This is a genomic window from Roseateles sp. UC29_93 (assembly GCF_042695725.1).
Lineage (GTDB): Bacteria > Pseudomonadota > Gammaproteobacteria > Burkholderiales > Burkholderiaceae_C > Roseateles > Roseateles noduli_A.
Genome location: NZ_CP170545.1, coordinates 3,953,187 through 3,965,832 on the forward strand (window position 1 = coordinate 3,953,187; position 12,646 = coordinate 3,965,832).

Annotated in this window: 7 protein-coding genes and 3 pseudogenes; 5 read left to right on the forward strand and 5 right to left on the reverse strand. The window is 67.8% G+C overall.

Features of this window, described 5'->3' with window-relative positions; translation table 11 throughout:
• Positions 1 to 59: 59 nt before the first annotated feature.
• The 4 genes and pseudogenes from infB to typA all read left to right on the forward strand — a co-directional run bounded on the left by infB (position 60) and on the right by typA (position 6,398).
• Positions 60 to 3,023 carry a translation initiation factor IF-2 gene (gene infB, locus ACFJIX_RS18370; RefSeq protein WP_377153489.1) on the forward strand — a complete coding sequence of 988 codons (2,964 nt, stop codon included), beginning with the start codon at positions 60 to 62 and terminating at the stop codon, positions 3,021 to 3,023.
• Positions 3,024 to 3,098: 75 nt separating this feature from the next.
• Positions 3,099 to 3,479, forward strand: a complete 381-nt coding sequence (gene rbfA / locus ACFJIX_RS18375) for a 30S ribosome-binding factor RbfA (protein WP_377153491.1) — start codon at positions 3,099 to 3,101, stop codon at positions 3,477 to 3,479.
• A 49-nt stretch (positions 3,480 to 3,528) separates the two neighbouring features.
• Positions 3,529 to 4,489 (forward strand): annotated as a pseudogene (truB, locus tag ACFJIX_RS18380) (tRNA pseudouridine(55) synthase TruB).
• Positions 4,490 to 4,574: 85 nt separating this feature from the next.
• On the forward strand, positions 4,575 to 6,398 hold the full coding sequence (typA, locus tag ACFJIX_RS18385; protein WP_297528746.1) for a translational GTPase TypA: 1,824 nt from the start codon (positions 4,575 to 4,577) through the stop codon (positions 6,396 to 6,398).
• Positions 6,399 to 6,653: 255 nt separating this feature from the next.
• Here the strand turns inward: typA and xdp1 are convergent, their stop codons facing one another.
• The 4 genes and pseudogenes from xdp1 to ACFJIX_RS18405 all read right to left on the reverse strand — a co-directional run bounded on the left by xdp1 (position 6,654) and on the right by ACFJIX_RS18405 (position 11,119).
• The gene (gene xdp1, locus ACFJIX_RS18390; protein WP_377153494.1) at positions 6,654 to 7,487 is read right to left on the reverse strand and encodes an exosortase-dependent surface protein XDP1; all 834 of its coding nucleotides are present in this window, start codon (positions 7,485 to 7,487) and stop codon (positions 6,654 to 6,656) included.
• A 189-nt stretch (positions 7,488 to 7,676) separates the two neighbouring features.
• Positions 7,677 to 9,419, reverse strand: a complete 1,743-nt coding sequence (prsT, locus tag ACFJIX_RS18395; protein ID WP_377153496.1) for an XrtA/PEP-CTERM system TPR-repeat protein PrsT — start codon at positions 9,417 to 9,419, stop codon at positions 7,677 to 7,679.
• Positions 9,420 to 9,666: 247 nt separating this feature from the next.
• A pseudogene (locus ACFJIX_RS18400) lies at positions 9,667 to 10,503 on the reverse strand (tetratricopeptide repeat protein); the annotation flags it as partial.
• A gap of 121 nt (positions 10,504 to 10,624) precedes the next feature.
• Entirely contained in the window at positions 10,625 to 11,119 is a 495-nt protein-coding gene (locus ACFJIX_RS18405; protein WP_297528740.1) for a YajQ family cyclic di-GMP-binding protein, read from the reverse strand.
• Between the two features lie 143 nt (positions 11,120 to 11,262).
• Here ACFJIX_RS18405 and murB point away from each other — a divergent pair.
• A pseudogene (gene murB, locus ACFJIX_RS18410) lies at positions 11,263 to 12,281 on the forward strand (UDP-N-acetylmuramate dehydrogenase).
• Here the strand turns inward: murB and ACFJIX_RS18415 are convergent.
• Positions 12,282 to 12,626, reverse strand: a complete 345-nt coding sequence (locus ACFJIX_RS18415) for a hypothetical protein (protein ID WP_377153498.1) — start codon at positions 12,624 to 12,626, stop codon at positions 12,282 to 12,284. It abuts the pseudogene before it with no gap.
• Positions 12,627 to 12,646: the final 20 nt, after the last annotated feature.

Here is a 12,646-nt window from a genome sequence, read left to right on the forward strand (position 1 = left end):
AAGCGACTTCAAGCGAAACCAGACCGCTCCGCCCCACACAAGATTTAAGGATTTCAACAATGGCCGTGACCACCGTCGCCCAGCTGGCCGCAGAGCTCAACAGGCCTGCGACCACGTTGCTGGAGCAGCTCCAAGCTGCGGGCGTCAAGAAGGCGTCCGCCGAGGACACCTTGAACGAAAGCGACAAGGAACGTCTGCTGGATCACCTGCGCACCGCGCACGGGACCGCCGGCGGCGCCGAGCGCAAGAAGATCACGCTGACCCGCAAGTCGACCAGCGAGATCAAGCAGGCCGATGCCTCGGGCAAGGCTCGCACGATCCAGGTCGAGGTGCGCAAGAAGCGCGTCTTCGTCAAGCGCGAGGACGGTGTCGATGACGCCACCGCCGCCGCCGCCGAGGAAGCCGAGCTGAAGCGCCGCGAGGAAGAAGTGCAGGCGCAGGCCGAGGCGCTTCGCCAGCAGGAAGAAGAACTCGCCCGCAAGGTGCGTGAGCGCGAGGACGCCGAGCGCGCCGCGCGCGAAGCCGAAGAGAAGCGTCGCGAGGAAGAGCGCGCCGCGCGCGAAGCGGCTGAACAGGCCGCCGCCGAAGCCGCGGCCAAGGCCGCCGCCGACGCCGAAGCGCGCAAGATCGCCGACGCCGCCAAGTCCAAGGCCGAGAAGGCCGCCGACAAGGCGGCCGAGAAGGCCGCGGCTGCTGCCGCGCCCGCACCGGCGCCGGCTCCCGTGGCCGCTGCTCCGGCACCGGCTCCGGTCGAACCCGCGAAGCCCGTGCTGCGCGTGGTGAAGGCCGCCGACGTCGCCGCCGACGAGAAGGCGCGCCAGGTCGAGCTGGAGCGCCGCCGCAAGGCCGCCGAAGCCGAGGCTGCCGCCATCCGCGCGATGATGAATGCACCCAAGAAGGTGCTGGTCGCGAAGAAGGAAGAGCCCAAGCCCGAAGCCACGCCGGCTGCCGGCATCAAGGGCACGATCCACAAGAAGCCGGGCGGTGCTCCTGGCGCCGCCGGCACGACGGCCGCCGCGGGCGCGAAGCCCGGCGACAAGAAGTCGGTCAAGTCCGAGAAGCTGTCGTCCAGCTGGGCCGATGACGCCAAGAAGCGTGGCGTCGCCGGTAAGCCGGGTGGCGGCCGCACCGATGGTCCGGCCCGTCCTGGCGGCGGCACGGGTTGGCGCGCGCCGGGCCGTGGCGGTCCGTCGGGCCGCCGTGGCGGTCGCGACGATCGCGGCGCCTCGCAGTCCAATTTCCAGGCTCCGAACGAGCCGGTGACCCAGGAAGTCCACGTCCCCGAAACCATCTCGGTAGCCGATCTGGCGCACAAGATGTCGGTGAAGGCCTCCGAGGTCATCAAGCAGCTGATGAAGCTGGGTCAGATGGTCACCATCAACCAGCAGCTGGACCAAGAGACGGCCATGATCCTGGTCGAGGAAATGGGCCACAAGGCCTTCGCGGCCAAGCTGGACGATCCGGACGCGTTCCTCGAGGAAGAGGGCGCCGCCGCCGAAGGCCAGCACGAGCTGCTGCCCCGTGCGCCGGTCGTCACCGTCATGGGTCACGTCGACCACGGCAAGACCTCGCTGCTGGACAGCATCCGCCGCGCCCGCGTGGCGGCGGGCGAAGCCGGCGGCATCACGCAGCACATCGGCGCTTATCACGTCGACACGCCGCGCGGCATGATCACCTTCCTCGACACCCCGGGTCACGAGGCCTTCACGGCCATGCGCGCCCGCGGTGCCCAGGCGACGGACATCGTCATCCTGGTCGTGGCCGCCGATGACGGCGTGATGCCGCAGACCAAGGAAGCCATCCACCACGCGAAGGCGGCCGGTGTGCCGATCGTGGTCGCGATGAACAAGATCGACAAGCCCGATGCCAACGCCGAGCGCGTGAAGAGCGAGCTGGTGGCCGAGCAGGTCGTGCCGGAAGAGTTCGGCGGCGAGTCGCCGTTCGTCCCGGTGTCGGCCAAGACCGGCCAGGGCATCGACGATCTGCTGGAGCAGGTGCTGCTGCAGGCCGAAGTGCTGGAACTGAAGGCCGCGAAGGATTCGATGGCCAAGGGTCTGGTCATCGAAGCCAAGCTGGACAAGGGCCGCGGCCCGGTCGCGACGGTGCTGGTGCAGTCGGGCACGCTCAAGCGTGGCGACGTGGTGCTGGCCGGTTCGACCTACGGTCGCGTCCGCGCCATGCTGGACGAGGACGGCAAGGCTGCCGCCGAAGCCGGTCCGTCGATCCCGGTCGAGATCCAGGGTCTGACGGAAGTCCCGCGCGCCGGTGACGAGTTCATGGTGCTGGGCGACGAACGCCGCGCCCGTGAAATCGCGACCTTCCGCGCCGGCAAGTACCGCGACGTCAAGCTGGCCCGCCAGCAGGCCGCCAAGCTGGAGAACATGTTCGCCGACATGACGGCCGGCGACGTGCAGACGCTGCCGCTGATCATCAAGGCCGACGTGCAGGGTTCGCAGGAAGCGCTGGCCTCCTCGCTGCTCAAGCTGTCGACCGACGAGGTCAAGGTGCAGATCGTGCACGCCGCGGTGGGTGCCATCAGCGAGTCCGACATCAACCTGGCGATCGCCTCCAAGGCCGTCGTGATCGGCTTCAACGTGCGTGCCGATGCCGGCGCGCGCAAGGTGGCCGAGCACAACGACGTCGACCTGCGCTACTACAACATCATCTACGACGCCGTGGATGAGGTGAAGGCGGCGATGGCTGGCATGCTGGCGCCGGAGCAGCGCGAGGAGATCATCGGTACCGCCGAGATCCGCACCGTGTTCGTGGCGACCAAGATCGGCACCATCGCCGGTTCGATGATCACCAGCGGTCACGTGACGCGCAACGCGCGCTTCCGTCTGCTGCGCGACAACGTCGTGGTCTACACCGGCGAGATCGAGTCGCTCAAGCGCCTGAAGGACGACGTCAAGGAAGTCCGCGAAGGCTTCGAGTGCGGTATCAAGCTGAAGAACTACAGCGATATCAAGGAAGGCGACCAGCTGGAAGTCTTCGAAATCAAGGAAGTGGCGCGCACGCTATAAACCAGCCTGCCGCAGCTTCATGCCCGGCGGTTCGCACCGCCGGGCTTTGTTGTTTGAGAGAGTGAGGAAAGAGCCATGCGTCACAAGCGATCTATCCCCAACCGCGGTCTGCGCGTGGCGGACCAGATCCAGCGCGACCTGGCCGAGCTGATCCGGGACCTCAAGGACCCGCGCGTCGGCATGGTGACGATCAACGCGGTGGAGGTCACGCCCGACTACGCGCACGCGAAGGTCTACTTCTCGCTGCTGGTCGGCGATCCGGAAGCGACCGGCGCGGCGCTGAACGAGGCGGCGGGATTCCTGCGCAACGGCCTGTTCAAGCGGCTGCAGATCCACACCGTGCCGAGCCTGCATTTCCATTTCGACCGCACGATCGAGCGCGCCGCCGAGATGAGCGCGCTGATCAGCAAAGCGAACCTGTCCCGAGCCAAGGACGACGAGACCACCGAGGACTGAGGTCCTCCGAGCCAGAAAGACGGCGTCCCGAGAGGGCCGCCGCGTTGTGATGAGCGCAGTAGCCCCCCGCCCCAAGATCGTGAAGCGCGCCGTGCATGGCGGTGCTGATGCTGGACAAGCCGATTGGCCTGACCAGCAATGACGCATTGCAGAAGGTCAAGCGCCTGCTGCGCGCCGAGAAGGCCGGTCATACCGGCACGCTGGATCCGCTGGCGACCGGGCTGCTGCCGCTGACCTTCGGCGCGGCGACCAAGTTCAGCCAGGTCTCGCTGGAGGCCGACAAGGGCTACCGCGCCACCTTGCGCCTGGGCATCACGACCACGACCGGCGACGGCGAGGGCGAGATCCTCGAGCAGCGCGACGAGGTCGCGAAGTCGCTGGACCTCGACGCGATCCGCGCCGCCTGCGAAAGTTTCCGCGGCGCAATCTCGCAACTGCCGCCGATGTATTCGGCGCTCAAGCATCAGGGTCGCGCGCTGTACGAGCTCGCCCGCGAAGGCGTGACCGTCGAACGGCAGCCGCGCAATGTGACCATTCATGCGCTGGACATCGTCGACTGGCAACCTGCCGAGCTGCTGCTCGTGATCGACGTGCGCTGCACCAAGGGCACCTACATCCGCACGCTGGGCGAGGACATCGGCGCCAAGCTGGGCTGCGGCGCGCACCTGGCCGGCCTGCGCCGGACGGCGAGCGGTCCGGTGTCGATCGAACGGGCGGTGACGCTGGAACAGATCGAGGCGCTGGACGAAGATGCCCGCCTGTCGCTGCTGACCGCGCCGGACAGCCTGCTGGGCGAATGGCCCGAGGTCGAGCTGAGCAACGACGAGGCCGGCCGTTTCCTGTCCGGCATGCGCCGACGCGTGACGCTGACGGACATGCCGCAGGTGCGGGTGTACGGCCAGGCGCCGCGCGCCTTCCTGGGCAGCGCCCACGTGGCCGGCGGCGAGCTGATCGCCGACCGGCTGCTGAGCCCGACCGAAATCGCTTCCATGCTGATGCAGGCCGCCTGAGCCCGCATCGCCTAAAAGATCCGAGACATCCCGAGTTCCCCGACTTCCTCCGAATCCAGAGAAAGCCCCTAGCGAAAGCCGCCCCATGAGCAAGCAAATCCGCAACATCGCCATCATCGCCCACGTCGACCATGGCAAGACCACCATGGTGGACCAGCTCCTTCGCCAGAGCGGCACCTTCGCCGAGCACGAGAAGGTCGTCGACACCGTGATGGACAACAACGCCATCGAACGCGAGCGCGGCATCACCATCCTGGCGAAGAACTGCGCGGTCAGCTGGGAAGGCACGCACATCAACATCGTCGACACCCCGGGACACGCGGACTTCGGCGGTGAAGTCGAGCGCGCGCTGTCGATGGTCGACGGCGTGGTGCTGCTGATCGACGCGCAGGAAGGCCCGATGCCGCAGACGCGCTTCGTGACCAAGAAGGCGCTGGCGCTGGGCCTCAAGCCCATCGTCGTCGTGAACAAGGTCGACAAGCCGGGCGCCAAGCCGGACGCCGTCATCAACGCCGCGTTCGACCTGTTCGACAAGCTCGGCGCCACCGACGAACAGCTGGACTTCCCGGTCGTGTACGCCTCGGGCATCAACGGCTGGTCGTCGCTGGAAGAGGGCGCGCCGGGCGAGAAGTGGGGCGAGGACATGTCCGCCCTGTTCAACACCGTGCTCAAGCACGTGCCGGCGCAGAAGGGTGATCCGGATGCGCCGCTGCAGCTGCAGATCTCCGCGCTGGACTTCTCGACCTTCGTCGGCCGCATCGGCGTGGGCCGCATCAGCCAGGGCACGATCAAGCCGTCGATGGACGTGGTCGTCATGGAAGGTCCGGACGGCAAGGCCACCAAGGGCCGCATCAACCAGGTGCTGACCTTCCAGGGGCTGGACCGCGTGCAGGCCACCGAGGCGGGTCCCGGCGACATCGTGCTGATCAACGGCATCGAAGAGATCGGTATCGGCGTGACCGTCACCAGCCCGAGCAACCCGGCCCCGCTGCCGATGCTCAAGGTCGACGAGCCGACGCTGACGATGAACTTCTGCGTCAACACCTCGCCGCTGGCGGGCCGTGAAGGCAAGTTCGTCACCAGCCGCCAGATCTGGGACCGCCTGCAGAAGGAACTGCAAGCCAACGTCGCGCTGCGCGTGAGCGAGACCGACGAAGATGGCATCTTCGAAGTGATGGGCCGCGGCGAACTGCACCTGACCATCCTGCTGGAAAACATGCGCCGCGAAGGCTACGAGCTGGCGGTGTCGAAGCCGCGCGTGGTGTTCCAGGACATCGACGGCGTGAAGTGCGAGCCGATCGAGCTGGTCACTGCCGACGTGGAAGAAACCCATCAGGGCGGCGTCATGCAGGCGCTGGGCGAGCGCAAGGGCGAACTGGTCAACATGGAGCCGGACGGCCGTGGCCGCGTGCGCCTCGAGTACCGCATCCCCGCCCGCGGCCTGATCGGCTTCTCGAACGAGTTCCTGAACCTGACGCGCGGCTCGGGCCTGATCTCCAACATCTTCGACGGCTACGAACCCCACAAGGGCGACATCGCCGGTCGCAAGAACGGCGTGCTGATCTCGATGGACGCGGGTGAAATCTTCACCTATGCGCTGGGCAAGCTCGACGACCGCGGCCGCATGTTCGTGAAGCCGAACGATCCGGTCTACGAAGGCATGATCGTCGGCATCCACAACCGCGACAACGACCTGATCGTCAACGCGACCCGCACCAAGCAGCTGACCAACTTCCGCGTCAGCGGCAAGGAAGACGCCATCAAGGTGACGCCGCCGATCGACCTGACGCTGGAATACGGCGTTGAATTCATCGAGGACGACGAGCTGGTGGAAATCACGCCGAAGTCGGTGCGGCTGCGTAAGCGCCACCTGTCGGAAAACGAGCGCAAGCGCGCGCTGCGGAGCTGATCTTCGGGGGCGCTTGGACTGCGGAGGTCCGGGCATTGGTCGCCGAGGCATGAGGCCTTGGCGGCAAGCGCCAAAACCTCACGCCTCACCGCCCCCCACCATCACCGTCCTTCAACGGTTTTGCGACCGAGGACGATGTGAGATGAAAACGCCCGGTGCATTTGCATCGGGCGTTTCTCTTTGGGGTTCGGGTGGGTTGTGCTTCGGCAAAAAGAAAGGCGACCCATCGGGTCGCCTTTCGCGGAGCAGGGAGGCTCAGCTTTGAGATTGCTTGCGGCGGCGCACGCCGACCAGGCCGAGCAGGGCGACGGAGGCCAGAGCCAGCGAGGCCGGTTCCGGGACGTTGCCGTTGTTGCTGCCGCCGCCGGGCGCCTTGTTGCCCGAGACGGAGAACAGCTTGACGAAGTCGTAGCCGTTGTAGCTGGTGGTGCCCGTGCCACGGGTCAGCCCGCTGGTGCTGCCGTCGTTGCCCGTCGCCGCGCCGCCCAACTGCGAGTTGTAGGCGGTGATGATCCACCAGCTGGAGGTGAGGCTCGTGTTCAGGTTGAGCGAATTGGCACTGCCGACATCCGCATAGCTGTTCACCAGCGACCAGCCGTTGGCCGACTTCAGGTTCGCTGCCGTCTTGCCTGCGATGGTGCTCGCGGCGTCGCCGCCACTCGTGTTGCCGGTGTAGGCCAGCACGGTGATGTCGCTGTCGTATTGCCACCAGCCCAGCTTCAGCTGGGTCAGGTTCACGGCGGAGTCGAACTTCAACAGGATCAGGTCTTGGTAGCCGAAATTGTCCAACGCATGGTTGGGCGACTGCGAGTCACCGCCCGGCGCCGTGACGCCAAAACCGCTGCCGCTGTAGTACGCCAACGTGCTCTGCGCGAAACCGCCAGTGCTGGAATACGCGCCGCCGCTGGTTTGGTTGATCACGGCCGAGTAGGCGGCGTAGCTGACGTTGGGCGCCGCGTCGCCGGTCTCGCTGCAGTTGCTGACGCAAGAGCCCGCGGTCCAGGTGGAAAGCGCATGCGCGCTGAACGGCAGCAGCGACGCAAGCGCCACGGCAGCCATTCCGATCAGTCGTTGTTGAACTTTTTGCATGGTTTCCCCTCGGTGCCCCGACGTGATCGGAGTGTCAGATTCGTTCGACCTTCATTTAGCAAGGCCCGGGCCAACATCTTGAATGCCTTGCGGCACAAGCACTTGCCGTTGGATGTGTCCGCTTCTGGAACGGGACTGTAAGTTCTTCCGACAAGCGCAGGAACCCCTCACCAGAGGGGCTTTCCGCCCTCAGCGCAGGGTCTGGCTCAAGGCCAGCGCCTCCTTGTGACTGTCGAACGCGGTGCTGCGCAGCGCGGCATCCAGTTCCTCGCGCGCTTCGGTCTTGCGCCCCGCCTTGGCCAGCGCCGCAGCGAGGTGATAGCGGATGTCCGGGCTGTTGGGCTCCCGCAGGCGCGCATCGCGCAGCAGGGGCAGCGCGCGCTCGCCGTTGCCGGCCAGGTGGTAGGCCCAGCCGGCGGTGTCGATGACGGACGGATTGCGCGGGTCCAGCGCCAGGGCCTTCTCGGCCATCGCCGCAGCAGCCGCCGCCTCGCCCTGGCGGATCATCGTGCTCGCCAGGTTGTTCAGCGTCTCGACATCATTGGGCCTGAGCCTCAGCGCAGCCTCGTAGCTGCGCCGGGCCGCCGGGAACGCCCCGGCGCGTGCCTGGGCGTCGCCCAGCGCCTTCCAGGCCGCGAGGTCGGCCGGATGCGTCTTCAGCCAGCGTTCGGCCAGGTCCTGAGCGGCCTTGCCGCCCGCGTCCTGCCGGCTCAAGGCCCGCATCAGCGCCAGCAGGCTGCCGCTGGTGGGCTGGATCTCATGGGCCTTGCGCAGCGCTTCCAGCGCCTGGGCGGGCTGCTTGCGAGCCTGCGCGACGTCCGCCAGCAGCGAATATCCGAGCGCCATCTGCGGCCGCAGCTGGACCACCTGCTTCGCCTGCTTCTCGGCCAGCGCCAGATTGCCCTGCTGCATCGCAACCGTCGAGGACAGGGCCAGGGCGCCGACATGCTGCGGCGCGGCCTGCAGCGCCTTGTCCAGGCTGTAGGCGGCGCCGACCAGGTCACGCGCATCCAGTTGCAGCCCGGCGATTTGCGCGAGCGGATCCGCGCCGAATCCCGACCGCCGCGCCGCGCTGGTCAGCGTCGCCGTGGCGCCCTTGACGTCGCGGTTCGCGAGCTGCGCCCGGGCGTAGGTGATCAGCGTCTGCGGATCGTCGGGCGCCTTGCCGAGCAACTTGCGGGCCGCTTCCAGTGCCGGTCCCGGCTGCTCCTGCTTCAGCAGCCAGGCGACCAGGGCCTGGTCCGCCCGCGTGTTGCGCGAGGTGCTCACGTCGGTGGCCTTGGACAGCCAGCGCTGCACCTCGGCCGTCTGGCCGCGGGCCTCGCTCAGCAGCGCCATCTCGTAGAGCGCCTCGGCGTTCTTCTCGTCCGTCTTCAGCAAGGCCGTCAACCGCGTCTGGGCCGCGTCGAACTGGCGCTCGGTGATGTCGACGCGCACCAGCCCGAGCTGCGCCTCGACCAGGCCGGGGTCGAGCTGACTGGCCTTCTGATAGGCCTCGCGCGCGCCGGCCGCGTTGTTGGCCGCCCGGCGCGCCACGCCGAGCTGGATCCACGCCGTGGGGTTGTTCGGGTCCTGCTTGACCAGCTTGTCCGCGATGCCGACCGCCTTGGCCGTCTGCCCGCCGCGCAGGTAGAGCGAGACCAGCGCCATGCCCGCGTAGACCTGGCGCGGGTCACGCTGGAAGGCCTTCTCCAGCTCGCCGACCGCATCGCCGGACTGGCCGCCGCGCAGCAGCGACAGGCCGAGCGCGGTGCGGAACTCCGGCGCGTCACGGGACTTCAGCGCCTCCTGCATCAGCGTGGCGGCGCGTGCATGGCGGCCCTGTGCCATCTGCAGCGTGGCCATCATCACGAGCGCCTGGCCGTCGCCGGGGTAGGCCTTGAGGTAGGACTCCAGCACCTCGCCGGCGCGGTCGAGGTTGGGCTCCGCCACATAGACCTGCGCCAGCAGCTTGGACAGCGGGCTGTTCGGGCGTCTGGCGCTGGGCGTACTCGAGGTAGGGCTTGGCCTTCTCCATCTCGCCCAGGCCGAAATGGGCCAGACCGTTGAGCATCAGTGCCTGGGGGCGGAAGCGGATGAACTCGATCGGCACCGGATCCAGCTCGTTGGTGACGGCCTTCAGCGCGGCCTTGGCCGCAGCGGCGTCGTTGCGGCGCTCGGCGAGCACGGCGCTCAGGTAGAGGGCGCGGGGCTCGCTGGGGACCAGCTTCAACGCGGACTGGACCTGCGCCAGCGCTTCCGCGTCGCGGTTCAGGTCGATCAGCAGGCCGCCGCGCGCCAGTTGCGCTTCGAGGTGGCGCGGATCGGCCGCGATCGCGCGTTCGTAGCCCTTGAGCGCTTCATCGAGCTTGCCCTGCACATGCGGCACGGTGGCGCGCTGGTAGAGCGCCTCGCTGTGGCCCGGTGCCAGCCGCAGCGCCTGGTCGGCGGCGGCGGTGGCCTGGTCGAACTGGCGCGCGCGCAGGCGCAGCGGCACCTCGGCCAGCCAGGTGTCGGCGTTGTCCGGAGGAATGGCGCGCGCCAGGTCGATCTGGGCCTGCGCCCGCGTCGGGTCGCCGAGGTCCGAGGCCGCCGCTGCGCGCACCAGCAGCAGCGGCTTGCGGATGTTGTCGGGCAGGCCGTCGGGGACCAGCGCCGGCTGCTTGAACACTTCGGGCTGCTTGCCCTGCGCGACCAGCGCCTGCGCCAGCGGCACGGCCACTTCGGCGCGGTTGATGCCTTGCGACAGCGCCTCGTTGAACTCGATCTCGGCGGCCGCGGCCTCGCCGCGCATCAGCAGCGCCTTGCCCAGCAGCACATGCACCGCCAGCATCCGGGCGTCCTGCTGCAGCGCGTTCTTGAGCTGGATGACGGCGCCGTCGAGGTCCTGGCGTTCGAAGCGCTTGAGCGCGTCCTCGTAATAGCGTGCGGCCTTGGCGCTGTCCGCCTGCGCCGCCGGAGCGCACAGCGCCAGCAGCGCCGCCGTCAACGCCGCAGCGGCGGGACGTCGCCAGCCAGGCTTGCGAAGAGTGCTCATGTCGTCCCCCGGGGATGTTGTTCTGTTGCGCGGCGGATGCCGTCGCGGCGCGCATGCGGGCAGGGCGCCCGCGTGGCGGAGCGGGACCGGCGCCCGACAGGCGCCCGGTCCTCGCCGAAGATCACTTGCGGTAGTTGTCGAAGCTCAGCGGCAGATCGGGGAGTGCCTTGCGCAGCGCGGCCTGCGCGCCCTGCAGGTCGTCCAGCGACTTGCCGGTGATGCGCACGATGTCGCCCTCGATCTGGGCCTGCACCTTGAGCTTGCTTTCCTTGATCGCGGCGACGACCTTCTTGGCCTCGGGCGCCTCCAGGCCGTTCTTGATCTTGTAGACCTGCTTGACGCGGTCGCCGCCGAGCTTCTCGATCTTGTCCTGCTTGTCGACGAAGCCGAGCACGACGCCCTGCTTGGTCAGCTTCGAATAGAGCACGGCCTCGATCTGCTCGAGCTGGAACTCGGCGTCGCCGGTGGCGTGGACTTCCTTTTCCTTGTCCTTCCACTCGATGGCGGCGCTGGTGCCCTTGAAGTCGAAGCGGGTCGCGATTTCCTTGGCGCTGGCGTCCACGCTGTTGCGGACCTTCACCATGTCGGGTTCGAGGACGGTGTCAAAGCTGGGCATGTGTACGGCTCTTTCAGAGGGGGAGGGCGGCGACCGGTCGTCGGGGGCCGTCCTCCGGGGGGATCCTTGGGGATATGGGCGAGAATTCTAGCCATGCAGTCTCCCGCCATCCCCCCTCGACCGAGCGCCGCGAGGGCGTCGTCATCGAGCACGACGTCAACCTCAAGCCCTACAACACCTTCGGCCTGCCCGCGACGGCGCGCCGGCTGGTGCGCATCCGCGAGGAACTGGACGTCCGCCGCGTCGTCGACCACCCGGAACTGGGCCGCGCGCCGAAGTTCGTCCTGGGCGGCGGGTCGAACCTTGTGCTGACGCGGGATGTCGATGCGGTCGTGCTCAAGATAGAGATCATGGGCCTGAGCGTCGAGGAGCGCGACGACTGCTGGATCGTCGAGGCCGGCGCCGGCGTGCCCTGGCACGAGGTGGTGGCTGGGTCGCTGGCGCAGGGCGTGCCGGGGCTGGAGAACATGGCGCTGATCCCCGGGACCGTCGGGGCCGCGCCGGTGCAGAACATCGGTGCCTACGGCGTCGAGCTGAAGGACCGGCTGGAGAACGTGGACGTCGTCGACCTGACGACGGGGCGCCGCGTGACCCTGCCCGCGGCGGTGTGCCGCTTCGGCTACCGCGACAGCGTGTTCAAGCAGACCGGCTACGGCGGCCTCGCGGGCAAGAGCGTGATCACCAAGGTGCGCCTGCGCTGTCCCAAGCCGTGGCAGCCGCAACTGGGCTACCTGGACATCGAACGCAAGATGGCCGAGACCGGCATCACGGCGCCCGACGCGCGCCAGGTGTTCGAGTGGATCTGCGAGATCCGGCGGGCCAAGTTGCCGGACCCGGCGCGCATCGGCAACGCGGCAGCTTCTTCAAGAACCCGGTGGTCAGCGCGGAGCAGTGCCGCGACATCATTGCGCGCGACCCGCACATCGTGCATTACCCGATGCCTGACGGCAGCTTCAAGCTGGCCGCGGGCTGGCTGATCGATGCCTGCGGATGGAAGGGCAAGAGCGTCGGCGGCGCGGCGGTGTACGAGAAGCAGGCGTTGGTGCTGGTGAATCGCGGCGAGGCCCGCGGTGCCGAGGTCGTCACGCTGGCGCGGGCGATCCAGGAAAGCGTCTACGGCCGCTTCGGTATCCGGCTGGAACCGGAGCCGGTGGTCGTCTGATCAGATCCAGTGGAAGCCTTTGGCCATGACGGCGACGAGGCTCAGCGCGACAGTGATGAGCGCGCCGAACAACAACCGGAAGTCGTGGGTGCGGATCGCCGAGATGTCGGCGCGCATCTCCTTTCGGAACTCGCGAAACTCACTCTTCAACTCGCTGACTTCGTTCTTCAATCCATGCACGTTGGTCTCCAGGACCGCCACCCTGACGGCAAGGCCGCGATCGTGGGTCGGCACCGAGGCGCGGTCAATGGCCTCGACAGGTAGAGTCAGGTGATGTGGCGACGTCATGCGAGGATCTCCGGCAACGCCTGACCCCATGAACTCATTGGACATGAGACTGCTCATCGGGTGGCTCCTGATATGGG

Bases quoted from the DNA above. Each gene is read 5' to 3' on its own strand.
- ACFJIX_RS18405 (WP_297528740.1), bottom strand. From the start codon at position 11,119: ATGCCCAGCTTTGACACCGTCCTCGAACCCGACATGGTGAAGGTCCGC.
- infB (WP_377153489.1), top strand. From the start codon at position 60: ATGGCCGTGACCACCGTCGCCCAGCTGGCCGCAGAGCTCAACAGGCCT.
- ACFJIX_RS18415 (WP_377153498.1), bottom strand. From the start codon at position 12,626: ATGAGCAGTCTCATGTCCAATGAGTTCATGGGGTCAGGCGTTGCCGGA.
- xdp1 (WP_377153494.1), bottom strand. From the start codon at position 7,487: ATGCAAAAAGTTCAACAACGACTGATCGGAATGGCTGCCGTGGCGCTT.
- typA (WP_297528746.1), top strand. From the start codon at position 4,575: ATGAGCAAGCAAATCCGCAACATCGCCATCATCGCCCACGTCGACCAT.
- rbfA (WP_377153491.1), top strand. From the start codon at position 3,099: ATGCGTCACAAGCGATCTATCCCCAACCGCGGTCTGCGCGTGGCGGAC.